Annotated in this window: 24 protein-coding genes; 10 read left to right on the top strand and 14 right to left on the bottom strand. The window is 62.7% G+C overall.

The window, feature by feature from the left end:
* Positions 1-172: 172 nt before the first annotated feature.
* Together IAE33_RS16430 and queD are read left to right on the top strand one after the other, a co-directional pair.
* On the top strand, positions 173-1,252 hold the full coding sequence (locus tag IAE33_RS16430) for a patatin-like phospholipase family protein (RefSeq protein ID WP_201164283.1): 1,080 nt from the start codon (positions 173-175) through the stop codon (positions 1,250-1,252).
* A gap of 222 nt (positions 1,253-1,474) precedes the next feature.
* Entirely contained in the window at positions 1,475-1,831 is a 357-nt protein-coding gene (gene queD, locus IAE33_RS16425; RefSeq protein ID WP_028634508.1) for a 6-carboxytetrahydropterin synthase QueD, read from the top strand.
* A 2-nt stretch (positions 1,832-1,833) separates the two neighbouring features.
* On the opposite strand, the gene IAE33_RS16420 is transcribed toward queD, so the two are convergent.
* Together IAE33_RS16420 and IAE33_RS16415 are read right to left on the bottom strand one after the other, a co-directional pair.
* Positions 1,834-2,442 (bottom strand): hypothetical protein, encoded by a 609-nt coding sequence (locus IAE33_RS16420; RefSeq protein ID WP_201164282.1) that lies wholly within the window; start codon positions 2,440-2,442, stop codon positions 1,834-1,836.
* A gap of 71 nt (positions 2,443-2,513) precedes the next feature.
* Positions 2,514-2,981 carry a DUF1289 domain-containing protein gene (locus tag IAE33_RS16415; protein WP_201164303.1) on the bottom strand — a complete coding sequence of 156 codons (468 nt, stop codon included), beginning with the start codon at positions 2,979-2,981 and terminating at the stop codon, positions 2,514-2,516.
* Positions 2,982-3,386: 405 nt separating this feature from the next.
* Here IAE33_RS16415 and acnB point away from each other — a divergent pair, with 405 nt between their 5' ends.
* The gene (gene acnB, locus IAE33_RS16410) at positions 3,387-5,996 is read left to right on the top strand and encodes a bifunctional aconitate hydratase 2/2-methylisocitrate dehydratase (protein ID WP_028634511.1); all 2,610 of its coding nucleotides are present in this window, start codon (positions 3,387-3,389) and stop codon (positions 5,994-5,996) included.
* A gap of 99 nt (positions 5,997-6,095) precedes the next feature.
* Here acnB and prpF read toward each other — a convergent pair whose 3' ends face one another.
* From prpF to IAE33_RS16385, 5 genes are all read right to left on the bottom strand, one after another.
* A complete protein-coding gene (gene prpF / locus IAE33_RS16405; protein ID WP_201164281.1) occupies positions 6,096-7,286 on the bottom strand; it encodes a 2-methylaconitate cis-trans isomerase PrpF in 1,191 nt (396 codons plus the stop codon).
* A gap of 56 nt (positions 7,287-7,342) precedes the next feature.
* A complete protein-coding gene (acnD, locus tag IAE33_RS16400) occupies positions 7,343-9,931 on the bottom strand; it encodes a Fe/S-dependent 2-methylisocitrate dehydratase AcnD (RefSeq protein WP_201164280.1) in 2,589 nt (862 codons plus the stop codon).
* A gap of 196 nt (positions 9,932-10,127) precedes the next feature.
* Positions 10,128-11,255: a bifunctional 2-methylcitrate synthase/citrate synthase gene (prpC, locus tag IAE33_RS16395; protein ID WP_028634514.1), complete on the bottom strand. Its 1,128-nt coding sequence runs from the start codon at positions 11,253-11,255 to the stop codon at positions 10,128-10,130.
* Between the two features lie 102 nt (positions 11,256-11,357).
* Positions 11,358-12,248: a methylisocitrate lyase gene (gene prpB / locus IAE33_RS16390; RefSeq protein WP_060481171.1), complete on the bottom strand. Its 891-nt coding sequence runs from the start codon at positions 12,246-12,248 to the stop codon at positions 11,358-11,360.
* Positions 12,245-12,961: a GntR family transcriptional regulator gene (locus IAE33_RS16385; RefSeq protein WP_028634516.1), complete on the bottom strand. Its 717-nt coding sequence runs from the start codon at positions 12,959-12,961 to the stop codon at positions 12,245-12,247. The genes prpB and IAE33_RS16385 overlap by 4 nt, the downstream gene beginning before the upstream one ends.
* A gap of 294 nt (positions 12,962-13,255) precedes the next feature.
* Between IAE33_RS16385 and rloA the strand changes: the two genes are divergently transcribed.
* The 5 genes from rloA (at position 13,256) to IAE33_RS16360 (ending at position 18,603) form a co-directional block, all read left to right on the top strand.
* Entirely contained in the window at positions 13,256-13,792 is a 537-nt protein-coding gene (gene rloA / locus IAE33_RS16380) for a retropepsin-like aspartic peptidase RloA (protein WP_201164279.1), read from the top strand.
* Positions 13,793-13,797: 5 nt separating this feature from the next.
* Positions 13,798-15,333, top strand: coding sequence for an osmotic stress tolerance membrane protein RloB (gene rloB, locus IAE33_RS16375; RefSeq protein WP_201164278.1), 1,536 nt, complete (start codon positions 13,798-13,800; stop codon positions 15,331-15,333).
* Positions 15,333-16,313, top strand: a complete 981-nt coding sequence (locus tag IAE33_RS16370; protein WP_028634519.1) for an alpha-L-glutamate ligase-like protein — start codon at positions 15,333-15,335, stop codon at positions 16,311-16,313. The genes rloB and IAE33_RS16370 overlap by 1 nt, the downstream gene beginning before the upstream one ends.
* Before the next feature lie 132 nt (positions 16,314-16,445).
* On the top strand, positions 16,446-17,789 hold the full coding sequence (gene pabB, locus IAE33_RS16365; RefSeq protein WP_201164277.1) for an aminodeoxychorismate synthase component I: 1,344 nt from the start codon (positions 16,446-16,448) through the stop codon (positions 17,787-17,789).
* A gap of 79 nt (positions 17,790-17,868) precedes the next feature.
* The gene (locus tag IAE33_RS16360; protein ID WP_060481169.1) at positions 17,869-18,603 is read left to right on the top strand and encodes a phosphoadenylyl-sulfate reductase; all 735 of its coding nucleotides are present in this window, start codon (positions 17,869-17,871) and stop codon (positions 18,601-18,603) included.
* A gap of 57 nt (positions 18,604-18,660) precedes the next feature.
* Here the strand turns inward: IAE33_RS16360 and cysB are convergent, their stop codons facing one another.
* The 3 genes from cysB to IAE33_RS16345 form a co-directional block, all read right to left on the bottom strand.
* Complete coding sequence (gene cysB / locus IAE33_RS16355; RefSeq protein ID WP_201164276.1) at positions 18,661-19,635, bottom strand: HTH-type transcriptional regulator CysB; 975 nt, start codon at positions 19,633-19,635, stop codon at positions 18,661-18,663.
* A gap of 128 nt (positions 19,636-19,763) precedes the next feature.
* Positions 19,764-20,261 carry a universal stress protein gene (locus IAE33_RS16350; RefSeq protein WP_028634522.1) on the bottom strand — a complete coding sequence of 166 codons (498 nt, stop codon included), beginning with the start codon at positions 20,259-20,261 and terminating at the stop codon, positions 19,764-19,766.
* Positions 20,262-20,359: 98 nt separating this feature from the next.
* Positions 20,360-21,304 (bottom strand): putative 2-dehydropantoate 2-reductase, encoded by a 945-nt coding sequence (locus IAE33_RS16345; RefSeq protein WP_201164275.1) that lies wholly within the window; start codon positions 21,302-21,304, stop codon positions 20,360-20,362.
* A gap of 182 nt (positions 21,305-21,486) precedes the next feature.
* Here IAE33_RS16345 and IAE33_RS16340 point away from each other — a divergent pair, with 182 nt between their 5' ends.
* Positions 21,487-22,563 carry a 3-deoxy-7-phosphoheptulonate synthase gene (locus tag IAE33_RS16340; protein ID WP_201164274.1) on the top strand — a complete coding sequence of 359 codons (1,077 nt, stop codon included), beginning with the start codon at positions 21,487-21,489 and terminating at the stop codon, positions 22,561-22,563.
* Between the two features lie 37 nt (positions 22,564-22,600).
* Here IAE33_RS16340 and IAE33_RS16335 read toward each other — a convergent pair whose 3' ends face one another.
* Positions 22,601-22,882 carry a GNAT family N-acetyltransferase gene (locus IAE33_RS16335; RefSeq protein ID WP_028634525.1) on the bottom strand — a complete coding sequence of 94 codons (282 nt, stop codon included), beginning with the start codon at positions 22,880-22,882 and terminating at the stop codon, positions 22,601-22,603.
* A gap of 510 nt (positions 22,883-23,392) precedes the next feature.
* On the opposite strand from IAE33_RS16335, the gene oprI reads away from it, so the two are divergent.
* The gene (gene oprI / locus IAE33_RS16330; RefSeq protein ID WP_003259780.1) at positions 23,393-23,644 is read left to right on the top strand and encodes an outer membrane lipoprotei OprI; all 252 of its coding nucleotides are present in this window, start codon (positions 23,393-23,395) and stop codon (positions 23,642-23,644) included.
* Between the two features lie 127 nt (positions 23,645-23,771).
* On the opposite strand, the gene IAE33_RS16325 is transcribed toward oprI, so the two are convergent.
* The 3 genes from IAE33_RS16325 to IAE33_RS16315 form a co-directional block, all read right to left on the bottom strand.
* A complete protein-coding gene (locus tag IAE33_RS16325; RefSeq protein ID WP_028634526.1) occupies positions 23,772-24,749 on the bottom strand; it encodes a L,D-transpeptidase family protein in 978 nt (325 codons plus the stop codon).
* A 112-nt stretch (positions 24,750-24,861) separates the two neighbouring features.
* Entirely contained in the window at positions 24,862-25,152 is a 291-nt protein-coding gene (locus IAE33_RS16320) for a hypothetical protein (RefSeq protein WP_028634527.1), read from the bottom strand.
* Between the two features lie 58 nt (positions 25,153-25,210).
* The gene (locus IAE33_RS16315) at positions 25,211-25,816 is read right to left on the bottom strand and encodes an arylesterase (protein ID WP_060481168.1); all 606 of its coding nucleotides are present in this window, start codon (positions 25,814-25,816) and stop codon (positions 25,211-25,213) included.
* Positions 25,817-25,819: the final 3 nt, after the last annotated feature.

Below are 25,819 nucleotides of genomic sequence, written 5' to 3'. Positions count from 1 at the left end.
GTTCTCCTGGAAGCTGTACAAGTTGTCTACGCAATCAACATTACCCAGCCGTCCTTAATTGAACCTGAAAAAGCTGGCGACATGATAGCGCAGGCGCTGCACGCTTCACGATCAACCCCTTCAGCCCCTGCCTCGCCCTATAATGCGACACTCTCTGCCCAGGACCCCAGCCATGAGCGCCATCCACATCAAATACCCCGCCCTCACCTTCAAGGCCGGGCGGCGCGCACTGGGCCAGGTGCGTGAACGCGGGCTGCAGGCGGCGGATGTGGGCATATTGCCTGGGGCTGCGGGCGGGCCCAAACCGCTGGGCATCCAGGGCCTGGACCTGGCGCTGTTCGGCGAGTGGCTGCCATCGGCCCCGCGCCCTCGCGCCCTCATCGGCGCATCGATCGGTGCCTGGCGCTTCGCCAGCGCCTGCCTGCAAGACCCGGTCGCCGGCCTGCGCCGCCTGGGCGAGCTGTATACCGAGCAGGATTTCGCCAAGGGCGTAACCCCCACTGACATCAGCCGCAGTTGCCAGCGCATGCTCGACGACCTGCTGCAAGCACGAGATGGTGAGGTGCTTGCCAACCCGCACTACCGCCTGAACATTCTGGTGGTCAAAAGCCATGGCCAGCTCGCCCACGACCATCGGGGCCGCCTGGGTATCGGCCTGGGTTCGGTGGTCGCCAGCAACCTGCTGGGCCGCGCCCGGCTGGGGCGCCACTTCGAACGCGTCATCCTGCACGACCGCCGCTCGCCCCCACCCCTGAACGAACTGACAGACTTCCCTTCCCGCTACTTGCCGCTGGACCTGGCGAACCTGCGCCACGCCCTGCTGGCTTCGGGCTCCATCCCCATGGTGATGGAAGGTGTGAAGGACATCCCCGGTGCTGGCGCAGGCACCTACCGCGATGGCGGCCTGCTCGACTACCACCTCGACCTGCCCTACCAAGGTGACGACCTGGTGTTGTACCCGCATTTTACCGACAAGGTGGTCCCCGGCTGGTTCGACAAGGCCTTGCCCTGGCGCAAGGGTGACCCCACGCGCCTGCAGAACGTGGTACTGCTCACACCGTCCCCGCAGTACCTGGCAGCCCTGCCCTACGGCAAGCTGCCTGACCGCAACGATTTCAAGCGCTTCATGGGCGACGCACCCTCACGCAAGCGCTACTGGTACAAGGCCATTGCCGAAAGTGAGCGGTTAGGTGATGAGTTGCTGGAACTGGTCTCTACGGGACGCCTGACTGATCGCTTACAACCTTTGTAGAAAAACCGGGCCGGACTGATCAGTATCTGGCGCCAACAGAATCATGGAAGCGTTGCCTGTGAAAAAGGTTAAGATGGCGCTCACTCCATCTTGCGCGAGTCAGGCCTCACAAAACGCGGCAACCTCGGTCTTTTCCGACGCCTCCTCATCAGCAATCGAGCAGCCCGTCGAAATGCCAGTTTCTGCCAAGGCTTTCATCTCACCAGCTTTACAGGTCCACCCGTGGAAATTTTCAAAGAGTTCACATTCGAATCGGCTCACCGCCTGCCCCATGTTCCCGAAGGCCACAAATGCGGCCGCCTGCACGGGCATTCATTCAAGGTTGCGCTGCACCTGACCGGCCCGCTCGATCCGCACACAGGCTGGATCCGCGATTTCGCCGAGGTCAAGGCGATCTTCAAGCCTATTTATGACCGGCTGGACCACAACTACCTCAACGACATCCCTGGCCTGGAAAACCCTACCAGTGAGGTGATCGCCAAGTGGATCTGGGAGCAGGTCAAGCCCCTGCTCCCGGAGCTGTCCAAGGTGCGCATTCACGAAACCTGCACCAGTGGCTGCGAATATACCGGCGACTGACTTCAGCCCTGCGGGCGGGGATGCGGGGGCACCGGCACTTCCGTTATCTCCAGGGTCACCAGGCCCCGGACGCCTTTCCAGTCATTGAGGTAAGCCCGGGTGAAGTCTTCGATCCGCCTCACGGTCTTGCCGGAAGGGTTGCACAGGGTGAGGTTGAAGCGGCGCAGCCCAGGGGCCAGGCGCTCAGGGTCCAGCCCGTCCAGTTGCCACAACGGCGCAGTGGGCTGATCCCAGGGGTAAGGGTCTGCGGGCACGCCGTACAGGCCCAGATAGCCATCGATGTTGCTGTCAAGAACGCGTTCAAGCTGCGGCCATAAACCCAGGGTTCTGCCGGAATAGGCCGGGCGGATGTCATAGACGTACTGCTCGCCGATACGGTACACGCCAAACCAGAACCGCTCACACAGCACGCCGTCAGCCTCGGGGTATGCCGGCAGGCGCCCGCACCTGACCCAGCCGTCATCACGGTCGCCGCTGTTAACGGTGGCCCACACCGGAACGAAGGTTTTCGACGTATCAGGGTCGACCTGCGCCGCCGCAGCCACATGCGCCGGGTGCCACCAGCAGCGCGCGTTGAAACACAGGTAAGGTTGGAACTGGTAGTAGCTCATGTCGGTTCATCCCAGGCTTCAAAGCCCGGAAGCGTGCCGCGGCACTGCCCGCTTCGGCAGGTGGAAATAGCCTACTTCAAGGTTTCGGCAAGGAATGCCGGGGCGATGTAGCGCTGGTAATGCGCTTCGGACAGCAGGAAGAACTCACGGTCGATGGCGTCACGCAGCTGTGGCAGCTCCCAGTCTCTGAACTCGGGCAGCAGGGCCATGCCGTAGGCCTCAACATCCCGGATCATGCGCGCCCCGCGGGCGATCAGCTGGTAAGCCCAGCAGTACTCCGACTGCTGCTCGACAAAACGGATGGCGCGCTGCTCCAGTTGCTGGCGCAGCAATGTTTTGTCGAACACCTCCAGTTTGGCCATCATCACCTGAACCAGCAGCTGCTCCAACCGCAGCCACACGGCGCGCTTTTGCTCGTCGTCATAACCGTTCCAGTTGATGACCTCGTGATGGAAGCGCTTGCAGCCACGGCAGACGGTGTCCCCATACACCGTGGAACACAGGCCGACGCAAGGGGTCTTGATGGACTTGTTGGACATGAAAAACAACGGCTTGAAGGAGGAATACCGGGCCATGTTAGCCCTTTGTCTAACCGGGGTCACCCGTTAAAGTCATGTTCGCCGCCTTACCTTCGGGCATTTTTTACCGTAGAATCATTCGGCCTTTTCGAAGGCAACAATGTCCGTTGGAAGCTGTTTTCAAAGCGTCACGAGCACAGTTGATCCGGCAGAACGGCGTTGGCCCGGGCCCTGCACCCTCAGCAGCCCTGGCCAGCCCTCATCAGTTTCCCGTTCTGCAGGCGTAAAACTTTGAAAGCAGCTTCTGTAAGGATTCCTTGCGACCCTGGCTGGGCGGCCCAAGAAGCCGTCATTGCGCACGGGTGCACGGAATGCTGGATGAGCGTCCCGGACCCCCTTTAGGGACCACTGATGAGGGAAATAACTGTGCTTGAAGCCTACCGCAAACACATCGAAGAGCGCGCCGCTCTGGGTATCGTGCCCCAGCCGCTGAACGCCGAACAAACTGCAGGCCTGGTCGAGCTGCTGAAAAACCCGCCGGCCGGCGAAGAAGCCTTCCTCGTAGACCTGATCACCAACCGCGTACCGCCAGGGGTAGACGAAGCAGCCTACGTCAAGGCCGCTTTCCTCTCCGCCGTGGCCAAGGGCGAAGCCAAGTCCCCGCTGATCGACCGCAAGCTCGCCACCGAGCTGCTGGGCACCATGCAGGGCGGCTACAACATCGAAACGCTGGTCGCGCTGCTGGATGACGCCGAACTGGGCGCCGTCGCGGCCGAAAAGCTCAAGCACACCCTGCTGATGTTCGATGCCTTCCACGACGTGGCCGAAAAAGCCAAGGCGGGCAACGTTCACGCCAAGGCCGTGCTGGAATCCTGGGCTGCTGGCGAGTGGTTCACCTCGCGCCCTGCCATCGCCGACAAGTACACCCTGACCGTGTTCAAGGTGCCTGGCGAAACCAACACCGACGACCTGTCCCCAGCACCTGATGCCTGGTCGCGCCCTGACATCCCGCTGCACGCCCTGGCCATGCTGAAAATGGCCCGTGACGGCATCGAGCCAGAGCAACCCGGTTCGGTCGGCCCGCTGAAGCAGATCGAGGCGGTACGTGCCAAAGGTTTCCCGGTCGCCTACGTGGGTGACGTGGTCGGTACCGGCTCGTCGCGTAAATCCGCCACCAACTCGGTGCTGTGGTTCTTCGGCGACGACATCCCGTACGTGCCGAACAAGCGCGCCGGTGGCTTCTGCTTCGGCACCAAGATCGCCCCGATCTTCTACAACACCATGGAAGACGCCGGCGCCCTGCCGATCGAATTCGACTGCACCAACCTGGGCATGGGCGACGTCATCGACGTGTACCCGTACAAAGGTGAAGTGCGCCGCCACGACAGCGACGAACTGGTCACCAGTTTCGCGCTGAAAACCGAAGTACTGCTGGATGAAGTCCGCGCTGGCGGCCGTATCCCGCTGATCGTCGGCCGTGGCCTGACCGAGAAAGCCCGCGCCGAACTGGGCCTGGGGGCTTCGGACCTGTTCAAGAAGCCTGAGCAGCCTGCCGACTCCGGCAAGGGCTTCACCCTGGCGCAGAAAATGGTCGGCCGTGCCTGCGGCCTGCCAGAAGGCCAGGGCGTGCGCCCAGGCGCCTACTGCGAGCCGAAGATGACCACCGTCGGCTCCCAGGACACCACGGGCCCGATGACCCGCGACGAGCTGAAAGACCTGGCGTGCCTGGGCTTCTCCGCTGACCTGGTGATGCAGTCGTTCTGCCACACCGCGGCGTATCCGAAGCCGATCGACGTCACCACCCACCACACCCTGCCCGACTTCATCCGCACGCGTGGCGGCGTGTCGCTGCGCCCAGGTGACGGCATCATCCACAGCTGGCTGAACCGCATGCTGATGCCGGACACCGTCGGCACCGGTGGTGACTCGCACACCCGCTTCCCGATCGGCATTTCGTTCCCGGCCGGTTCTGGCCTGGTGGCCTTTGCTGCCGCCACCGGCGTGATGCCGCTGGACATGCCAGAGTCGATCCTGGTGCGCTTCAAGGGCAAACTGCAACCGGGCATCACCCTGCGTGACCTGGTGCATGCCATCCCTTACTACGCCATCCAGAAGGGCCTGCTGACCGTCGAGAAGAAAGGCAAGAAAAACGCCTTCTCCGGCCGCATCCTGGAAATCGAAGGCCTGGACGAACTGACCGTCGAACAGGCGTTCGAGCTGTCCGACGCCTCGGCCGAGCGCTCCGCTGCGGGCTGCACCATCAAGCTGCCGGAAAAGGCCATCGCCGAATACCTGCAGTCCAACATCACCCTGCTGCGCTGGATGATCGGCGAAGGCTACGGCGATGCCCGTACCCTGGAGCGTCGTGCCCAGGCCATGGAAGCGTGGCTGGCCAACCCTGAGCTGCTGTCGGCCGACGCCGATGCCGAATACGCCGAAATCATCGAAATCGACCTGGCCGACGTGAAAGAGCCTGTGCTCTGCGCGCCAAACGACCCGGACGATGCCCGCCTGCTGTCGCAGGTTCAGGGCGAGAAGATCGACGAAGTATTCATCGGTTCGTGCATGACCAACATCGGCCACTTCCGTGCCGCCGGCAAGCTGCTGGAGAAGGTCAAGGGTGGCATCCCTACCCGTCTGTGGCTGGCCCCGCCAACCAAGATGGACGCCCACCAGCTGACCGAAGAAGGCTACTACGGCATCTACGGCAAAGCTGGCGCGCGCATGGAAATGCCAGGCTGCTCGCTGTGCATGGGTAACCAGGCACGCGTGCAGACCGGTTCGACCGTGGTGTCCACCTCGACCCGTAACTTCCCGAACCGCCTGGGCGACGCGACCAACGTGTACCTGGCATCGGCCGAGCTGGCTGCTGTGGCTTCGATCATCGGCAAGCTGCCGACCGTCGAAGAATACATGCAGTACGCGAAGGACATCGACAGCATGTCTGCCGACGTCTACCGCTACCTGAGCTTCGACCAGATCGCCGAGTTCCGTGAAGCGGCCGCTAACGCCAAGATCCCGGTGGTCCAGGCGTAAGGCCAATAGCCAGCGGCCTTCCATAGGCCGCCAGCTGTAAAAAAAGCCCCGGCAGAAATGCCGGGGCTTTTTTGTGTGCGACAGGTCGGTGCTGCGAAGTTAGAAGCTGTCTGCCGGCACCCGCACACTGCCCTCCATCAGAATGCGCGCACTGCGGCTCATGATGGCCTTGGTCACCGTCCACTGCCCATCCACCTGGCGTGCTTCAGCGCCCACCCGCAGGGTACCCGAGGGGTGCCCGAAGCGTACGGCGGTGCGCTCGCCGCCGCCTGCTGCCAGGTTGACCAACGTGCCGGGGATGGCGGCCGCCGTTCCGATAGCCACGGCGGCGGTGCCCATCATGGCGTGGTGCAGCTTGCCCATCGACAAGGCCCGCACCAGCACGTCGATATCAGCGGCATCTACCACCTTGCCGCTGGACGCCGTGTAAGAGGCTGGCGGGGCCACGAACGCCACCTTGGGTGTGTGTTGGCGCCCGGCCGCCTGGTCAACGTGCTCGATCAGCCCCATGCGCACAGCGCCCCAGGCACGGATGGTTTCGAAACGTTGCAAGGCGTGGGGGTCGCCATTGATCGCGTCCTGCAACTCGGTGCCGGTGTAACCGAGTTCGCCAGCTTCAAGGAAAATGGTCGGAATGCCTGCGTTGATCAACGTAGCCTTGAACGTGCCAACACCCGGGACATCGAGGTCGTCCACCAGGTTACCGGTGGGGAACATGGCGCCGCCAGCGCCCTCTTCGTCGGCCGCCGGGTCCAGGAACTCCAGTTGCACTTCGGCGGCAGGGAAGGTAACCCCGTCCAGTTCGAAATCGCCGGTTTCCTGCACCTCGCCCTCGCTGATCGGCACGTGGGCGATGATGGTCTTGCCGATGTTGGCCTGCCAGATGCGCACTGTGGCAACGCCGCTGCGCGGGATACGGCTCGGGTCGACCAGGCCGCTTGCGATGGCGAACGAGCCAACCGCAGCCGACAGGTTGCCGCAGTTGCCGCTCCAGTCGACGAAGGGTTTATCGATACTGACCTGGCCGAACAGGTAGTCCACGTCGTGCGCGGGCCGGGTGCTCGGCGAGACAATAACGGCCTTGCTGGTGCTCGACGTCGCGCCGCCCATGCCGTCGATCTGCTTGGCGTAGGGGTCTGGGCTGCCGATCACCCGCAGCAGCAACGCGTCACGGGCAGGGCCCGGGGCCTGCGCCCGTTCGGGCAGGTCTTGCAGGCGGAAGAACACGCCTTTGCTGGTGCCGCCACGCATATAGGTAGCCGGGATCTTGATCTGGGGAGCGTGTGCCATGGTCTGAGGCATCCTGGTGATTCGGGTCCAAGGGCCGCCAGGCGGCCCCGTTTCATTCAGGCAGTGGCTTCGAGGAAGTCCTGGGCAAAACGCTGAAGCACCCCGCCTGCCTCGTAGATCGACACTTCCTCCGCCGTGTCCAGGCGGCAGGTGACAGGCACCTCCAGGCGCTCGCCGTTGGCGCGGGTGATCACCAGCGTCAGCGTGGCCCGCGGTGTACGTGCCCCCACGACGTCGTAGGTTTCGCTGCCATCCAGGCCCAGGGTGTTGCGGTCGGTGCCTGGTTTGAATTCCAGCGGCAATACCCCCATGCCCACCAGGTTGGTGCGGTGGATGCGCTCGAAGCCTTCGGCGGCAATCGCCTCGACGCCGGCCAGGCGCACGCCCTTGGCGGCCCAGTCACGGGAAGAGCCCTGCCCGTAATCGGCACCGGCGACGATGATCAGCGGCTGCTTGCGCTGCATGTAGGCCTCGATGGCCTCCCACATACGGGTCACCTTGCCTTCCGGCTCCAGCCGCGCCAGCGAGCCCTGCCTCACGCTGCCATCGTCGTTGCGCACCATCTCGTTGAACAGCTTGGGGTTGGCGAACGTGGCACGCTGGGCTGTCAGGTGGTCACCACGGTGGGTGGCGTAGGAGTTGAAGTCCTCTTCCGGCAGGCCCATTTTGGCCAGGTACTCGCCTGCTGCGCTGTCCAGCATGATGGCGTTGGAGGGCGACAGATGGTCGGTGGTGATGTTGTCCGGCAGCACAGCCAGCGGGCGCATGCCCCGCAGGGTCCGCTCACCCGCCAGGGCGCCTTCCCAGTAGGGGGGGCGGCGGATGTAGGTGCTCATCGGGCGCCATTCATACAGCGGCGCCACCTTCGGCCCGCGATCTTCCTCGATGGCGAACATCGGGATGTAGACCTTGCGGAACTGCTCTGGCTTGACCGCAGCGCGGACCACGGCATCGATTTCTTCATCGCTTGGCCAGATGTCCTTGAGGCGGATCTCTTGCCCGTCGACCACGCCCAGTACATCCTTTTCGATGTCGAAGCGGATGGTGCCGGCAATGGCGTAGGCCACCACCAGCGGCGGCGACGCCAGAAACGCCTGTTTGGCATAGGGGTGGATGCGCCCGTCGAAGTTGCGGTTACCCGACAGCACGGCAGTGGCGTACAGATCGCGGTCGATGATTTCTTGCTGGATCACCGGGTCCAGCGCGCCAGACATGCCGTTGCAGGTGGTGCAGGCAAACGCCACGATGCCAAAGCCGAGCTGCTCCAGCTCCTTCTCCAGCCCAGCCTCCTCCAGGTACAACTGCACAGCCTTGGAGCCCGGTGCGAGCGAGGACTTGACCCACGGCTTGCGAGCCAGGCCCAGCCTGTTGGCATTGCGCGCCAGCAGGCCGGCAGCGATCACGTTGCGCGGGTTGCTGGTGTTGGTGCAACTGGTAATGGCCGCGATAATCACCGCGCCATCAGGCATCTGCCCCGGCACCTGCTCCCACGCGCCCGCGATACCCTTGGCCGCGAGATCGCGGGTAGCGACCCTGGCATGGGGGTTGGAAGGGCCGGCCATGTTGCGCTCCACGCTGGACAGGTCGAAGCTCAACGTACGCTCATACACGGCGCCTGCCAGGCTGTCTGCCCACAGGCCGGTGACCTTGGCGTAGGTTTCCACCAGGCGAACCTGCTGGTCGTCCCGCCCGGTCAGGCGCAGGTAGTCGATGGTCTGCTGGTCGATGGCAAACATCGCCGCCGTGGCGCCGTATTCGGGGGCCATGTTGGAGATGGTGGCGCGGTCGCCCAATGTCAGGGCGCTGGCGCCCTCCCCGTGAAATTCAAGGTAGGCACCTACTACTTTCTGCTTGCGCAGAAACTCGGTCAGGGCCAGCACCAGGTCAGTGGCGGTAATGCCCGCGGCCAGCTTGCCGGTGAGCTGCACACCCACGATCTCCGGCAGGCGCATCCACGAGGCGCGGCCCAGCATCACGTTTTCCGCCTCGAGGCCACCCACACCGATGGCGATCACACCCAAGGCGTCGACATGGGGGGTGTGGCTGTCGGTACCGACGCAGGTATCCGGGTAGGCGACGCCGTGGTCGCTGTGTACCACCGGCGACATCTTCTCCAGGTTGATCTGGTGCATGATGCCGTTGCCGGGCTGGATGACGTCTACGTTCTTGAACGCTTTCTTGGTCCAGTTGATGAAATGGAAGCGGTCCTCGTTGCGCCGGTCCTCGATGGCGCGGTTCTTGTCGAAGGCCTGGGGGTCGTAGCCGCCGCACTCCACGGCCAGGGAGTGGTCGACGATCAGTTGCACCGGCACCACCGGGTTGACCTGCGCCGGGTCGCCGCCTTTGTCGGCAATGGCGTCGCGCAGGCCGGCCAGGTCGACCAGCGCCGTCTGGCCGAGGATGTCGTGGCACACCACGCGTGCGGGGAACCACGGGAAATCCAGATCGCGCTGACGCTCGATCAGCTGCCCCAGCGAGGCGTCCAGGTGGGCAGGGTCACAGCGGCGCACCAGGTTTTCGGCCAGCACGCGGGAGGTATAGGGCAGGCCGTCGTAGGCGCCGGGCTTGATCGCCTCGACGGCTGCGCGGGCATCGAAATAATCCAGGTCGGTACCTGGCAGGGCTTTGCGGTAGGCAGTGTTCATATCGTTATCAGGCTCGCTCACGGATAGCGTTCAAACTGATTGTGCAAGCAACCCACGCTCCTTGTGGGAGCAGGTTCACCCGCGAAGCAGGCAACCCGGTGATGGCACCGGCTTCGCCGGTGTTCGCGGCTGAAGCCGCTCCCACAGGCCCCTGCTGAATCAACAGGTTATGTGCGGCTCTACAGGCCAGGCTCCATCACCGCTGCTCAATCGCCACAAACGGCCGCTGCTCCACGCCCACGTACTCGGCGCTTGGGCGGATGATGCGGTTGTTGGCGCGCTGCTCGAATACATGCGCGGCCCAACCTGTGAGGCGTGAGCAGACGAAGATGGGCGTGAACAGCTTGGTCGGGATGCCCATGAAGTGGTACGCCGACGCATGGTAGAAGTCGGCGTTGGGGAACAGGCGCTTTTGCTCCCACATAGTCTTGTCGATGGCCTCGGAAACCGGGTACAGCACCGTATCCCCCACTTCATCGGCCAGCTGCTTCGCCCAGCCCTTGATCACCTCGTTGCGCGGGTCGGACTCCTTGTAGATGGCATGGCCAAAGCCCATGATCTTGTCCTTGCGCTCAAGCATGCGCAGCAACTCGGTCGTGGCCTCCTGCGGGCTCTGGAAGCGCTCGATGAGTTCCATGGCCGCCTCGTTGGCACCACCGTGCAGCGGGCCGCGCAATGCGCCGATGGCCGCCGTGATGCACGAATACAGGTCGGACAGCGTCGAGGCGCATACCCGGGCGGTGAAGGTGGAGGCGTTGAACTCGTGTTCCGCGTAAAGGATGAGTGAAACGTTCATCACCTTCACATGCAGCGCACTGGGTTTCTTGCCGTGCAGCAGGTGCAGAAAATGGCCACCCAGGGTGTCTTCGTCACTGTGGCAGTCGATGCGCACGCCATGGTGGCTGTAGCGGTACCAGTAGCACATCACCGCAGGGAACAGCGCCAGCAGGCGGTCGGTCTTCTCGACCTGGGCGTCGAAGGTGAGCTCGGGCTCCAGCGTGCCGAGCATCGAACAGCCCGTACGCATCACATCCATGGGGTGGGTGTCACGCGGGATGCGCTCGAGCACCTCCTTCAAGGCCTGGGGCAGCTCACGCAGCCCTTTCAGCTTGTGCTTGTAGTCGGCAAGTTCGGCCTGGCTGGGCAGCTCGCCGTACAGCAGCAGGTAGGCAACTTCCTCGAACTCGGCACCGGCAGCCAGTTCGCGCACGTCGTACCCACGGTAGGTCAGCCCGGCACCGGCCTGGCCCACGGTCGACAGCGCGGTCTGGCCGGCCACCTGCCCGCGCAGGCCAGCGCCACTGAGTACTTTTGCTTCGGCCATGGTGTTTCTCCTTTCTTGAATTTGTTATGGGAATGCTGTTTGGCTAATGGGTTTGGCTGAGGCCTTTATCGCGAGCTTTGCTCGCTCCTACAAGGACGGGGATCAGGCCTTTTTCTGGGCAAACAGGGCGTCCAAGCTTTGCTCGAACGCGTGGTAGCCGATGGCATCGTAAAGCTCCATGCGGGTCTGCATGGTGTCGACCACGTTCTTTTGCGTGCCGTCGCGGCGCAGGGCCGTGTAGACGTTTTCAGCCGCCTTGTTCATGGCGCGGAATGCCGACAGCGGGTAGAGCACCAGCGACACGCCGACCGAACCCAGTTCATCGGTGGTGTACAACGGCGTGGCGCCGAATTCGGTGATGTTGGCCAGGATCGGCGCCTTTACCCGGTCGGCGAACGTCCGGTACATCGACAACTCGGTGATGGCCTCGGGGAACACCATGTCGGCGCCGGCTTCGACACAGGCGGCAGCCCGGTCCAGCGCGGCGTTCAGGCCCTCGACAGCCAGCGCGTCGGTGCGCGCCATGATCACGAAACTGTCATCGGTGCGGGCATCGACGGCCGCCTTGATGCGGTCGACCATTTCCTGCTGGCTGACGATTTCCTTGTTGGGCCGATGCCCGCAGCGCTTGGCACCCACCTGGTCTTCGATGTGAATGGCGGCAGCGCCAAACTTGCTCATCGAGCGCACGGTGCGGGCCACGTTGAAGGCCGATGCGCCGAACCCGGTGTCCACGTCTACCAGCAAGGGCAGGTCGCACACGTCGGTGATGCGGCGTACATCCGTGAGCACGTCATCGAGGTTGCTGATGCCCAGGTCCGGCAGGCCGAGCGACCCGGCAGCCACGCCACCACCGGACAGGTAGATGGCCTTGAAACCGGCGCGTTTGGCCAGCAGTGCGTGGTTGGCATTTATGGTGCCTACCACCTGCAGCGGCTGCTCGGCGGCAACGGCTTCGCGGAAACGCTGGCCGGGTGTGCTCTTCACGGTCATTTCTCACCTCTTGGGCTGTCAGTGCGGGCGTCCAGGTAGTGGCGCTCGATGTTGCGCTTGGAGGCGCCGATGTGGCGGCGCATCAGGAGTTCGGCCAGCTCGCCATCACGCTCGGCAATGGCATCGAGAATACGGTGGTGCTCGGCAAATGCCTGGCGCGGGCGGTTAGGCGTGGCGGAGAACTGGATGCGGTACATGCGCACCAGCTGGTACAACTCGCCACACAGCATCTTGACCAAGGTCTGGTTGCCGCTGCCCTGGATGATCCGGTAGTGGAAATCGTAATCACCTTCCTGCTGGTAATACCCAACACCCGCCTGGAAGGCAGCATCTCGCTCATGGGTGTCCAGCACCCGGCGCAGTTCTTCGATGTCGGCCACACTCATGCGCTCCGCCGCCAGCCGGCACGCCATGCCTTCGAGCGACTCACGGATCTCGTACAGCTCGATCAGTTCGGCATGGTTGAGCGACACCACCCGCGCGCCCACATGGGGTATGCGCACCAGCAGGCGCTGCCCCTCGAGGCGGTGGATGGCCTCGCGCAGGGGCCCACGGCTGATGCCATAGGTGCGGGCCAGCTCAGGCTCGGAAATCTTGCTGCCAGGGGCAATGTCGCCTTTGACGATGGCTGCCTGTATGCGCCGAAACACATGCTCGGACAGGGTTTCCGATTCGTCCATTAGGGCCGGGCCAACGGCGGAGAGGTCCTGCATATTGTCGACACCTTGTTTAATCCATACGCTGAAATTAGCCAAAAAGGGATTCTCAGTCAAAGGTTAAATATGGATTGTTGACAATTATGCTAACCAGAACTTCTCCTGCCCTGTTGCTGTCAGATCGCGCACCGCTGGCGTCAATACGTCGGCGTGATAGAATGCCGCGCCTCCGATGGAGTATGGATAGCCTGACTGCCAACGCCGTACGCGTGTTGACAGTTCAACGAGGAAGCTTGTGCAGCAGTTGCCAGTCGCCTTACCCCGAAACTTGCACAATACCGCGCCAGGACTATGAGACTTACACCTGCTTTATTACTGCTTTGCCTCACCCTGCTGCCGGCCCTTGGCCAGGCGACGGGCAAGACCGTGTACGGGCTCAATGAGTACGCACGCCTGGGTGACCTTGACCTGGAGGTGGCGGCCAAGCTCGACACCGGTGCCAAGACCGCCTCGCTCAGCGCCCGCGACATCAAACGCTTCAAACGCAACGGCGAAAGCTGGGTGCGCTTCTACCTGGCCATCGACGCCGCCCACTCTCACCCCATCGAACGCCCGTTGGCGCGGGTGAGCAAGATCAAGCGCCGTGCCAGCGACTACGACGCTGACTCCGGCAAGGCCTATACCGCGCGGCCGGTCATCGAGCTCGATATCTGCATGGGCCAGGCCCGGCGCACCATCGAAGTCAACCTCACAGACCGCAGCGCCTTCCAGTTCCCGCTGCTGATCGGCTCTGAAGCACTGAAACACTTCGACGCACTGGTCGACCCCAGCCTTAAATATGCGGCCGGCAAACCTGCCTGTGCCACCGACGCTCCCAAAGCAGAGTAACCCCGATGCGCTCTCTTACCCTCCACCTGAAAGTCCTGATCACCGTACTGGTGCTTCTGGGCGTAGCGGTCACGGCCTATCAGATCCTGGCACTCGGCATCCCGGTCACCGAGGATGAAACCGACGACCTGTGGAACATCGACGCCAAGATCGAATTCGTCGCCAGCACCAAGGACCCGGTCAAGGTGCAGATGTTCGTACCGCCACTGAACCGCGACTACGTGAGCCTCAACGAGAGCTTCATCTCCAACAACTATGGGGTCAGCGTCAACCGCGCCGACGGTAACCGCAAGGTCACCTGGTCGGCCCGCCGCGCCAGCGGCAACCAGACGCTGTACTACCGTCTGGTGCTGACCAAGCGCTACAGCACCGAAAAAGCCAAGATCAAGGGCCCGACCTTCCGTGACAGCTTGGCGGTGGACGGCCCCGAGAAGATCGCCGCAGAAGCGCTGATGGCACCGATTCGCCAGCATTCGGCCGATGTGGAAACCTTTGTCGGCGAGACCATCAAGCGGGTCAACAACCTCAACGACGACAACGTCAAGCTACTGCTGGCCGGCGACACCTCGTCCCTGAAAAAAGCCCAGGTGATCGACCTGCTGCTGTCCATCGCCCACGTACCGATGGAAAGGGTGCACACCATCCGCCTGGTGGCAGACACCCCGCAAACTCCTGAGCTGTGGCTGCGCAGCTTCAATGGCAACGACTGGCTGTACTTCAACCCCGATACCGGCGAACAGGGCCTGCCAAGCGACCGCCTGCTGTGGTGGACCGGTGACGACAACCTGATCACCGTCGATGGCGGCAAGAAAGCCAACGTCACCTTCAGCATGAACAACAGCGAGATGAACGCCATCCGCCTGGCCAAGCTGACCGACGAGAACACCGACGCCGACTTCCTCGAGTATTCGCTGTACAGCTTGCCCCTGCAGACCCAGCAAACCTTCATGATCATGGTGATGATCCCGATTGGCGTGCTGGTGATCCTGATCCTGCGCAACCTGATCGGCATCCAGACCCTGGGCACCTTTACCCCCGTGCTGATCGCCCTGGCCTTCCGCGAAACCCAGCTGGGCTTCGGCATCGTGCTGTTCACGGTGATTACCGCGCTTGGCCTGTCACTGCGCTCCTACCTGGAACACCTGAAGCTGCAGATGCTGCCGCGGTTGTCGGTGGTACTTACCTTCGTGGTGGTACTGATTGCCGCCATCAGCCTGTTCAGCCACAAGCTGGGCCTGGAGCGTGGCCTGTCGGTAGCACTGTTCCCCATGGTGATCCTGACCATGACCATCGAGCGCCTGTCCATCACCTGGGAGGAACGCGGGGGCGGCCATGCCATGAAGGTGGCCATCGGTACGCTGTTCGCAGCTTCCCTCGCCCACCTGCTGATGATGGTGCCGGAGCTGGTGTACTTCGTCTTCACCTTCCCGGCAGTGCTGCTGATTCTGGTGGGCTTCATGCTCGCGATGGGCCGCTACCGCGGCTACCGCCTGACCGAGCTGGTGCGCTTCAAGGCATTTTTGAAGAAGGCTGACGCCTGATGTTTGGCCTGATCAAGACGTGGAAAGCCCTGGAGGCCCGGGGCATCATGGGTATCAACCGGCGCAACGCGGACTACGTGTTGAAGTACAACAAGCGCCACCTGTACCCGATCGTCGACGACAAGATCATCACCAAGGAGCGCGCACTGGCTGCCGGCATTCATGTGCCGGAAATGTACGGCGTGATCGAGACGGAAAAAGAGATCGAAAAGCTCGACCAGATCATTGGCGGGCGCAATGACTTCGTCATCAAGCCGGCGCAAGGCGCTGGCGGTGACGGCATCATGGTGATCGCCGACCGCTTCGAGGACCGCTACCGCACAGTGTCGGGCAAGATCATCAGCCACGAGGAAATCGAACACCAGATTTCCAGCATCCTCACCGGCCTGTACTCGCTGGGCGGGCACCGTGACCGGGCACTGATCGAATACCGGGTCACGCCCGACCAGATCTTCAAAAGCATCAGCTACGAAGGTGTACCGGACATCCGCATCATCGTGCTGATGGGCTACCCGGTCATGGCCATGTTGCGCCTGCCCACCCGCCAGTCGGGCGGCAAGGCCAACCTGCACCAAGGCGCCATCGGCGTGGGTGTAGACCTGGCCACCGGCGTGACCCTGCGCGGTACCTGGCTGAACAACATCATCAGCAAGCACCCGGACACCACCAACTCGGTGGATGGCGTGCAACTGCCCACCTGGGACGGCTTCATGAAGCTTGCCGCGGGCTGCTACGAGCTGTGCGGGCTGGGCTACATCGGCGTGGACATGGTGCTGGACCAGGAAAAGGGACCATTGATTCTGGAGCTGAACGCTCGCCCGGGGCTGAACATCCAGATCGCCAACGACTGCGGCCTGACCCAGCGTACCCATGCCATCGAAGCCCACCTGGAAGCGCTGGCCAAGGAAGGCATCACTGAAGATGCCGAGCAACGCGTCCGGGTCGCACAGGGGCTGTTCGGGCACGTGCCCGGCCATTGATCGGGTGGGGCTGCCCCGCAGCCCCTTCCTTCACGTGGCATTGGGTGCGGGTGAATGTAAAGCCCGGTGCTAGGCGCAGTTCCTGCAGCGGTCTACAATTGCCCCCTCGCTTTTACATCGCCGTCCACACTGATGCCGACCTGTACGCTTTACCCCCTGCCCTACCAACCCGACCCCGCCACTTTTTTTGCCCGCCTGCGCCAGGCGCCGGGGGCGATTCTGCTGGACAGCGCACGCCCTGCCGCCGACCGTGGCCGGTTCGATCTGCTCAGCGCCTGGCCTGTGCAACAGCTTCACGCACGGCCTGGCGAAGATGGCCGCGCGTTTCTGCACCGCTTGCGCGGCAGCCTGGCGCAGCTTGGCACGGCACAGTTGCCAGCAGGCAGCGAGCTGCCGTTCGCCGGCGGCCTGATCGGCTACCTGAGCTACGACTTCGGTCGCCGGCTGGAGCAACTGCCCAGCCAGGCGGTGGATGACCTCGGCCTGCCGGATGCACAGTTGGGGCTGTATGCCTGGGCAATGGTCACCGACCATGTGCAGGGCACCACCCAGTTGGTGTTTCACCCAAGCCTGGCTTCTGACGAGCGTGACCGCTTGGTGAGCCTGTTCAGCAGCTCAGCGCCTGTTGCATCAGGCCCTTTCAAACTGCTCGCGCCCATGGCCGGCGACCTGCAACCGGCACAGTACCAGGCCGCATTCGACCAGGTGCAGCGTTACATTCAGGCCGGTGACTGCTACCAGATCAACCTCACCCAACGCTTTCGCGCACCTTGCCAGGGCGACCCCTGGCACGCCTACCAAGCACTGCGCCGGGCCTGCCCCACACCGTTTTCCGGCTACCAGCAACTGGCCGACGGCAGTGCCCTGCTGAGCTTTTCGCCCGAGCGGTTCGTCCGGGTCAGCCAGGGCCAGGTAGAAACCCGGCCCATCAAGGGTACCCGGCCACGCGGCAGCAACCCGGCAGAAGACGCGCGCAATGCCGAAGAACTGCTGCACAGCCCCAAGGACCGCTCCGAGAACCTGATGATCGTCGACCTGCTGCGCAACGATCTGGGGCGCACCTGCCAGATCGGCTCGGTCAGCGTGCCGGAGCTGTTCAGCCTGGAAAGCTACCCGAACGTGCATCACCTGGTCAGCAGCGTCATCGGCACACTGGCTGACGGCAGGGATGCACTGGACCTGATCGGTGACAGCTTCCCGGGCGGGTCCATTACCGGTGCACCGAAAATCCGCGCCATGCAGATCATCGACGAGCTGGAGCCCACACGCCGCGCCCTGTACTGCGGGTCTTTGCTGTATGTAGATGTGCGCGGCGAAATGGACAGCTCCATCGCCATCCGCAGCCTGCTGGTCAAGGACGGGCACGTCAGCTGCTGGGGCGGCGGTGCCGTGGTCGCCGATTCGCAATGGCAAGCTGAATACGAAGAGTCGATCGCCAAGGTACGCGTGCTGATGCAGGCCTTGCAGGCGCTGTAGAGCCGTCTGCCCCGTATTTTTTTGTTACCATCACCCCATTACGAGCGCACAGCGCCACAGCCAAGATGGAAACCGCCTGATGAGCCAACCCTTCGACGTCGCTGCCCTGGCCGCGGCCTATGCCAACAAGTCCCCGCAGGACATCCTCAAGCTTGCCTTCGAGCATTTTGGTGATGACCTGTGGATTTCGTTCAGCGGCGCCGAGGACGTGGTGCTGGTAGACATGGCCTGGAAGCTGAACAAGCAGGTCAGGGTGTTCAGCCTGGACACCGGCCGCCTGCACCCGGAAACCTACCGCTTTATCGACCAGGTGCGCGAGCAGTACAAGCTGCCGATCGAAATCCTCAGCCCGGACCGCAACACGCTCGACCCTTTCGTCAAAGACAAAGGCCTGTTCAGCTTCTACCGCGACGGGCACGGTGAGTGCTGCGGCATCCGCAAGATCGAGCCGCTGCGCCGCAAGCTGGCCACGGTCAGCGCCTGGGCCACTGGCCAGCGACGTGACCAGAGCCCCGGCACCCGCAGCCAGGTGGCAGCCCTGGAAATCGACAGCGGCTTTTCGACCCCGGAACGCACCCTGTACAAATTCAACCCACTGGCGCAGATGACCAGCGAGGAAGTGTGGGGCTACATCCGCATGCTGGAACTGCCCTACAACAGCTTGCACGAGCGCGGCTTCATCAGCATCGGCTGCGAGCCCTGCACACGCCCGGTGCTGCCTAACCAGCATGAGCGCGAAGGGCGCTGGTGGTGGGAGGAGTCCACCCAGAAGGAATGCGGCCTGCACGCTGGCAATCTGATCACCAAGGCCTGAAACCCATCACGGCCAGCTGCACGGCGCTGGCCGGCAGCTGGCCGCTACCCGTGGCACTCAGTGCACAGGCAGTTCGACGCCTTCGAACAGGGCTTCGAGCTCCTGCTTGTTGTGGCACTGAATGGCCTTGGTCATCACTTCACGGGTGAGGTGCGGGGCGAATTTCTCGATGAAATCGCACATGAAGCCGCGCAGGAACGTGCCTCGGCGGAAGCCGATCTTGGTGATGCTGGCTTCGAACAGCTCACTGGCATCCAGGGCGACCAGGTCACTGTCGAGCTTGGCGTCCACCGCCATGCCGGCGACGATGCCCACACCCAGGCCAAGGCGCACATAGGTCTTTATCACGTCGGCATCCGCCGCGGTGAAGACCACTTTTGGGGTGAGGCCGCGGTGGTTGAAGGCCTCGTCCAGCTTGGAACGCCCAGTGAAGCCGAACACGTAGGTAACGATCGGGTACTCGGCCACGGCCTCCAGGGTGAGCTTAGGCAGCTTGGCCAACGGGTGGCCCTGGGGCACCACTACACAGCGGTTCCACTTGTAGCACGGCATCATGATCAGGTCGCCGAACAGCTCCAACGCTTCGGTGGCGATGGCAAAATCGACCGTGCCGTCAGCCGCCATTTCGGCAATCTGCATCGGCGAGCCCTGGTGCATGTGCAGCGAAACTTCCGGGTATTGCTTGATGAAGCTGCTGATTACGGGCGGCAACGCATAGCGGGCCTGAGTGTGGGTGGTGGCGATAGACAGCGTGCCCTTCTTCTCGTTGGAGAATTCTTGGGCAATCTGCTTGATGCTTTCAACCTTGCGCAGGATCTCCCCGGCGGTGTTGATGATGCGCTCACCTGCAGGGGTGACGCGGGTAAGGTGCTTGCCGCTGCGTGCGAACACTTCGACGCCCAGCTCATCTTCGAGCAGGCGGATCTGCTTGCTGATACCTGGCTGGGAGGTGTACAGGCTCTGGGCTGTCGCGGAGACGTTGAGGTCATGGTGCGCCACTTCCCAGATGTAGCGCAGTTGTTGAAGCTTCATAGGTTTCCCTCGGTTCAGCGATGAGTCAGCGGCAGCGGGCAGCGACGATATATAACTATATTAGTGGTTATTGAAATAAATCTAGAACTATTTTGTTACATGCCGAGGGAAGCGCCTTACACACAGCTTTACGCTTTCCTACGACCTAGATGCTGCGACAGCGGCACCATGTAGACCGGCACCGGGGACAGCTGCAACAGCCTCACCGCTGTTCTGCCCAGGGGCACGTCAACCCCCGCGCCGGCGCTGTGGCTGCCAAATATCAGCAGGTCGACGCTAAGCCGCTGCGCCTGGTCGAGGATCACCTGTGCAGGGTCCCCCTGGCGAACACGTACCGCCTTGAGCACGGCAAGGTCGGCGTCTTCACCCAGCTCATCACGCAGGTTTTCCAGCACACGCTGTTCGATGTTGGCCATCACCGTGCTTACCCCCTGGCTGTGCAATTGATCGAGGGTCTGCTCGTCCAGGTAGCTCTGCAACAGGGATTCGGCGAACTGGCCCATGGGCTCGACGGCGTGTATCACATACAGCTCGGCCGAAAATGTGCGCGCCAGGGCCAGCGCATGCTGCATCACGAAAGGCGCATAAACACCGAGGTCGGTGGCATACAGCATGGAACGGATCATTCGACCTCCTCGACTGCCGCGGCGGCAGAGCAAGCTAGAGCTTAGCAGCGCGCCGCACGCCCGCCTGGCCATCCGGCGCGCCCGCACCTGCCCAGGCCTCAGCGGTTGGCGCGGGCGCTCAGGAAGGCCAGTGCCTGGTGGAGCATCTGCATGCGGGGCAAGCTGCAGCCGGCCGCTTGAGCGCGGGCCAGGGGCTCGGCATAAATGGCCTGCAGTTCGAGGGGGCGGCCGTGGGCGTGGTCGTGGTACATGCTGGGCCAGTAATCAGGCATGCCTTCCGTCACTTCGAACAACTGCTGGGCGTAGCCTTCAGGCAGCACATGGCCACAGGCCGCCGCGCCCTGCACCACCTCATCCATCAGCGCCCGCACCAGCGCACGGCTGCTACTGTCGGCCATCAACAACCCGGTACTGGCACCCAGCAGCACGGAAAGCCCGTTGTAGGGCACGTTCCACACCAGTTTCTGCCAGCGCGCCTGCGCCAGGTCGGGCATGGCCTGCGAGGCCACCCCTGCAGCCCTGAACAAGCCCGCGCCCTGCTCGACCAGCTGCGCCCCGCCGTCGGCTGCCGGGCCGCTGTGGTAGCCGAGGTTGACGGTGCCCAGCGCCTGATGGCAAATCACCCCGGGCGCCTGGCGATTCACGCAGATGAAGCACAGCCCGCCCAGCAGGTGCATGTCGGGGCGTAATGCCGGGCGCAGTTGCTCCTCGACCCCCAGGCCGTTCTGCAGCAGCACGACCTTTGCACCTGGCGCTGCGGCCTGCACGATCAACGGGGCCAGTTGGTGGTTGCTGGTAGCCTTGGCGCCAATCAGCAACCAGTCGCACGCAGGCATCTGGGTGACCGCGGCATAGCATTGGGCGTTCAGATGCAAGGCACCGTGAACGGCGCTTTCCACGGCAAGCCCCCGCTCGCGCACCGCCTCGTACTCGCTGCGCAGCAGAAAGTGCACATCAAAGCCTGCCCGGGCCAGCATCAGCCCGTAAAAGCCGCCAATCGCGCCACTGCCGATGATGCCGATGCGTGGGTTGGTTGTGCGCATGCTGCCCTCCTTGTGGATGTGAGGCTACCTTGTACACCGGATTGACCCATTCAGGTGGGGTAATCCCCATTGTGGCGCCAACGCTAACGCGCTAAGGTTCGGCTCCCCGCTGCGATTATTCTTGCTGCTGGGCCGCACGGGGACTGTTGGCGGCCGGCACCCGTGACCTGACGAGTAACACGATGGCTGATTTACCGATCGATGACTTGAACGTTGCCTCCAACGACACGCTGATCACCCCTGATCAGCTCAAGAAGGAAATCCCCCTCAGCGCTAAGGCCCTGCAGACCGTTACAGCAGGTCGCGAAGTGGTGCGCAATATTCTGGATGGCAAGGACCACCGCCTGTTCGTTGTGGTTGGGCCGTGCTCCATTCACGACATCAAGGCAGCCCACGAATACGCCGAGCGCCTGAAGGTGCTGGCCGAGGAAGTGTCCGACACGCTGTACCTGGTCATGCGTGTGTATTTCGAGAAGCCGCGCACAACGGTCGGCTGGAAAGGCCTGATCAACGACCCCTACCTGGATGACTCATTCAAGATTCAGGATGGCCTGCACATTGGTCGCAAACTGCTGCTGGACCTGGCGGAGATGGGGCTGCCTACCGCTACCGAGGCACTGGACCCGATTTCGCCGCAGTACCTGCAAGACCTGATCAGCTGGTCCGCCATCGGCGCCCGTACCACGGAATCTCAAACCCACCGTGAAATGGCGTCGGGCCTGTCCTCGGCCGTTGGCTTCAAGAACGGTACCGATGGCGGCCTTACCGTGGCCATCAATGCCTTGCAATCGGTGTCCAAGCCTCACCGCTTTCTTGGCATCAACCAGGAAGGCGGCGTGTCCATCGTCACCACCAAGGGGAACCCGTACGGTCATGTGGTGCTACGGGGCGGTAACGGCAAGCCCAACTATGACTCGGTCAGCGTCGCGCTTTGCGAACAGGACCTGGCCAAGGCCAAGATCAAGCCCAACATCATGGTCGATTGCAGCCACGCCAACTCCAACAAAGACCCGGCACTGCAACCGCTGGTGATGGAGAACGTGGCCAACCAGATTCTCGAGGGCAACCAGTCCATCATCGGGCTGATGGTTGAAAGCCACTTGAACTGGGGCTGCCAGTCCATTCCGAAGGATCTGGCCCAGTTGCAATACGGGGTGTCGGTCACCGACGCCTGCATCGACTGGTCGGCAACCGAGAAAACACTGCGCAGCATGCGCGCCAAGCTCAAGGACGTGCTGCCGCAGCGCAAGCGCGGCTGATCAGCACCTCGCTCAGCCTGACAGGTCGGTGTGAATGTCAGGCTTTGCTGGAATGACGCTGCTGGCGTTCCATGTACCGCTCTACATACGAGCAAGACGGGATGACCGTATACCCCATCTGCTCGGCGTACGCCAGGGCCTGCTCGGTCAAGGCTGCAGCGATACCCCGGCCCCGCAGAGCGTTGGGCACAAAGGTGCGGTAGATGTCGAGGGTCTGCTTGCCCAGGTCCATGTACGTCAGGTAGGCACGATGACCGTCCACACTGGTCTCGAACTGATGACCGGCCTGGTCATGGTGGATGGTCAGCGCTTCACTCATCACTACTCCTCGCAGGTCTTCCTGGCAGACCTTTTCGCCTTACAGCGGGTGGTTCATCCGGCGCACTATGCAGTACGCCGCCTCTTGGCTTTCGACCGACCCGCACAGCAGTGCGTTCGTTCGGATCTGTAGCACTCACAAGATAGTAGGCGCCCTACTAGGGGTTGCTCAAGGTGCGCACCCATGAAAGGGCAAACTCTGCTGTCGCAACTGTGGGTGGCTGCAAGCAATTGCTGTCGTATGTTGTAGGACTAAGACGTCCCACGACAGTGCAAGTCACTATTGGTTCCACAAAAAAGTACAGGTACTACAACCGCTTGCGATTACTGCACCTTTTTGTTTCACGCCTACCTTGCGCCTCTTTCTCGCGCGCAGCAGCGGGCTGTTTTTTTTTGCAGTTCTTGCGCTCTGTCAGTTTACTTACTACAAGTAATGGGTACTATGTACGCCGGCCAGTTTCTCTTTTCTGAGAGATGGCTATTTAATAGAAAGTCCTTGAAGGGGAACACGATGAACAACGTTCTGAAATTCTCTGCTCTGGCTCTGGCCGCAGTTCTGGCTACCGGTTGCAGCAGCGTCTCCAAAGAAACCGAAGCTCGTCTGACTGCGACTGAAGACGCAGCAGCTCGTGCTCAAGCGCGTGCCGATGAAGCCTACCGTAAGGCTGACGACGCACTGGCAGCCGCTCAGAAGGCTCAGCAGACCGCTGACGAAGCCAACGAGCGCGCACTGCGTATGCTGGACAAAGCCAGCCGCAAGTAATAATCCTCACGGATTGTTATCGAGCCGATCCACCTGTGGGTCGGCTTTTTTATTGCCCGCAATAAAGCGGTCGAGCTCATACAAAAAGGCCTGCGCAATGGCAGGCCCTGTCACACAGTAGGCGAAGCTACTGCAGCTCAGCCGGAATAGTCGACACCATCGGCGCATCGCCAGGGCCATTGGCCGGCACGGCAATTTCGACCGGCATGCCATCCTCGGCGGCCACCACGTCACGCACCATGTCCCAGTTCATGCGCACGTTGTTGGCCAGGTCTTCGCGCTTGAGCAGGGCGTTGATAACAGCCGTATGCTTGTCCACGACCGACGGGTTGCCTTGGTCATCCAGCGGCGTGTGGGCCTCCAGGTACACCTTGCCCTGACTGACCCCGAACTTGTAGGGCTCGTTGATGATGCGTACTGGCGTGCCCACCGGCACCATACCCGAGAGCTCCAGCACATTGTTGTTGAGCATGCGGAAGCAACCGTGACTGGTGCGCATACCGATACCGAACTTTTTGTTGGAGCCGTGGATCAGGTAACCAGGCACACCCAGCGTGAACTTGAAGGGCCCCAACGGGTTGTCGGGCCCCGCAGGGACTACGGCCGGCAGGATGTCACCGTCCGCAGCATGCTCGGCACGAATGGAGGCAGGCGGCGTCCAGGTAGGGTTCGGCGTTTTGGCAGTGATCTTGGTGTTGGCGACCGGCGACCCCCACCCCTCGCGGCCGATACCCAGCGGGAAGGTGTGCACCACATTCTGCCCCTTGGGGTAGTAGTACAACCGGTACTCCGCCAGGTTGATGACGATGCCTTCACGCGGGCCCGGCGGCAGGATGTAGCGCGTGGGCAGGATGATTTCCGTACCGGCGCCAGGCAGCCAGGGATCGACACCGGGGTTGGCCGCGATCATTTCAAGGTAGCCCAGGTCGTTGGCGGTGCCGATGTCGGCGAAGGTGTCCTCATACTTTGCCTTGATGACGTGCACCTGACCGACCAGGTCATCACCGGGCGGTGGCAGCGGCAACTCCAGCGCGGCGGCGGGGCCCGCTACCAGCAGGGCGGCCAGGGACAGGCTACGGGTGACGGCAGGAAAGCGCGGCAACATCCGGTAAATCCTTCGAAAGGTGAGTCAAGAGGTTCGATTGTACACCCGCCCCCCGGCAAGCGGGAGGCATTGGCGCGTTGCAAGCTTTTGCAGATGATGAAAGGGGCCGGCTTCAGCTGGCCTGCAGCTCGGGCCAGATGGGCCGCATGCCACGCCGTTGTGCATCGAGTATGGCACGGCACAGGTCACACAGGCGGCCATCGCGGTAGATCGACTGCGGCACGCCGGACCAGCGGGGGTGAGCCGGCAGCAACCCTCCGCACAATGTCCTGTCGACCGGCACGCCCAACTCGAGCTGGCGGGCGACCAGGTGGACACGCACCTCCTGGCAGGCGAACAGGTCAAGCTGCTCGTCGGGCTCGATCAGTTGATAGGCATACAGGGACCAGGCAGGGCGCGGCATCGGGGGCACTCGAAACGGGGGGCGCAACATTAGCCGAAAGCCGGCCCCGTTTAAAGCGTCACAGCAAGGGTTTTAGCGCCGGCCAGGCATTTTCCAGCAGGCGCTGCTGAGCACCTTGCGCAGGGTGGATACCATCGGCCTGCATCAATTCCGGCACACCCCCTACCCCGTCGAGGAAGAACGGCACCAACGCGACGTGTTTGTCCGCTGCCAATTGCTGGTAGACCTGTGCAAATGCCTCGGTGTAACGCACACCATAGTTCGGTGGCAGGCGCATGCCCAGCAACAGCACCTTGGCCCCGGCCTTGTGCGACTGCTCGATCATCGAAGCAAGATTTTGTTGCAATTGCCCAGGCGGCTGCCCACGAAGGCCGTCATTGCCCCCCAGTTCCAGCACCACCACCCCAGGCTTGTGCGCCGCAAGCAGCGCCGGCAGCCGCGCCTGCCCCCCCGCGCTGGTGTCACCGCTGATCGAGGCATTGACCACCTTGTCGTCGAAACCTTCCTGCTGCAGGCGGGTCTGCAACAGGGAGACCCAACCCTGGCGGGTATCCAGCCCGAAACCGGCGCTGATACTATCGCCAACGATCAGCAGTGTCCCCGCCGTGGCGCTCTGGGCCAGGCAACACAGGACCAGCACGGCACTCAACCACCTTCTTCGCATTGG

The organism is Pseudomonas sp. S60 (genome assembly GCF_016647865.1).
GTDB classification, from domain to species: Bacteria; Pseudomonadota; Gammaproteobacteria; order Pseudomonadales; family Pseudomonadaceae; genus Aquipseudomonas; species Aquipseudomonas parafulva.
Note: the sequence above shows the minus strand (reverse complement) of the source record. Positions and strands in the feature narration are given on the sequence as shown.

Coding starts and splice junctions, on each gene's coding strand:
- cysB (WP_201164276.1), bottom strand. CDS start 19,635: ATGAAGCTTCAACAACTGCGCTACATCTGGGAAGTGGCGCACCATGAC.
- rloA (WP_201164279.1), top strand. CDS start 13,256: ATGAGACTTACACCTGCTTTATTACTGCTTTGCCTCACCCTGCTGCCG.
- IAE33_RS16430 (WP_201164283.1), top strand. CDS start 173: ATGAGCGCCATCCACATCAAATACCCCGCCCTCACCTTCAAGGCCGGG.
- acnD (WP_201164280.1), bottom strand. CDS start 9,931: ATGAACACTGCCTACCGCAAAGCCCTGCCAGGTACCGACCTGGATTAT.
- IAE33_RS16315 (WP_060481168.1), bottom strand. CDS start 25,816: ATGCGAAGAAGGTGGTTGAGTGCCGTGCTGGTCCTGTGTTGCCTGGCC.
- IAE33_RS16370 (WP_028634519.1), top strand. CDS start 15,333: ATGTTTGGCCTGATCAAGACGTGGAAAGCCCTGGAGGCCCGGGGCATC.
- IAE33_RS16360 (WP_060481169.1), top strand. CDS start 17,869: ATGAGCCAACCCTTCGACGTCGCTGCCCTGGCCGCGGCCTATGCCAAC.
- pabB (WP_201164277.1), top strand. CDS start 16,446: ATGCCGACCTGTACGCTTTACCCCCTGCCCTACCAACCCGACCCCGCC.
- IAE33_RS16420 (WP_201164282.1), bottom strand. CDS start 2,442: ATGAGCTACTACCAGTTCCAACCTTACCTGTGTTTCAACGCGCGCTGC.
- prpC (WP_028634514.1), bottom strand. CDS start 11,255: ATGGCCGAAGCAAAAGTACTCAGTGGCGCTGGCCTGCGCGGGCAGGTG.
- rloB (WP_201164278.1), top strand. CDS start 13,798: ATGCGCTCTCTTACCCTCCACCTGAAAGTCCTGATCACCGTACTGGTG.
- IAE33_RS16345 (WP_201164275.1), bottom strand. CDS start 21,304: ATGCGCACAACCAACCCACGCATCGGCATCATCGGCAGTGGCGCGATT.
- IAE33_RS16320 (WP_028634527.1), bottom strand. CDS start 25,152: ATGCCGCGCCCTGCCTGGTCCCTGTATGCCTATCAACTGATCGAGCCC.
- IAE33_RS16385 (WP_028634516.1), bottom strand. CDS start 12,961: ATGCAGGACCTCTCCGCCGTTGGCCCGGCCCTAATGGACGAATCGGAA.
- IAE33_RS16325 (WP_028634526.1), bottom strand. CDS start 24,749: ATGTTGCCGCGCTTTCCTGCCGTCACCCGTAGCCTGTCCCTGGCCGCC.
- IAE33_RS16340 (WP_201164274.1), top strand. CDS start 21,487: ATGGCTGATTTACCGATCGATGACTTGAACGTTGCCTCCAACGACACG.
- prpF (WP_201164281.1), bottom strand. CDS start 7,286: ATGGCACACGCTCCCCAGATCAAGATCCCGGCTACCTATATGCGTGGC.
- IAE33_RS16350 (WP_028634522.1), bottom strand. CDS start 20,261: ATGATCCGTTCCATGCTGTATGCCACCGACCTCGGTGTTTATGCGCCT.
- IAE33_RS16415 (WP_201164303.1), bottom strand. CDS start 2,981: ATGTCCAACAAGTCCATCAAGACCCCTTGCGTCGGCCTGTGTTCCACG.
- oprI (WP_003259780.1), top strand. CDS start 23,393: ATGAACAACGTTCTGAAATTCTCTGCTCTGGCTCTGGCCGCAGTTCTG.
- IAE33_RS16335 (WP_028634525.1), bottom strand. CDS start 22,882: ATGAGTGAAGCGCTGACCATCCACCATGACCAGGCCGGTCATCAGTTC.
- prpB (WP_060481171.1), bottom strand. CDS start 12,248: ATGACCGTGAAGAGCACACCCGGCCAGCGTTTCCGCGAAGCCGTTGCC.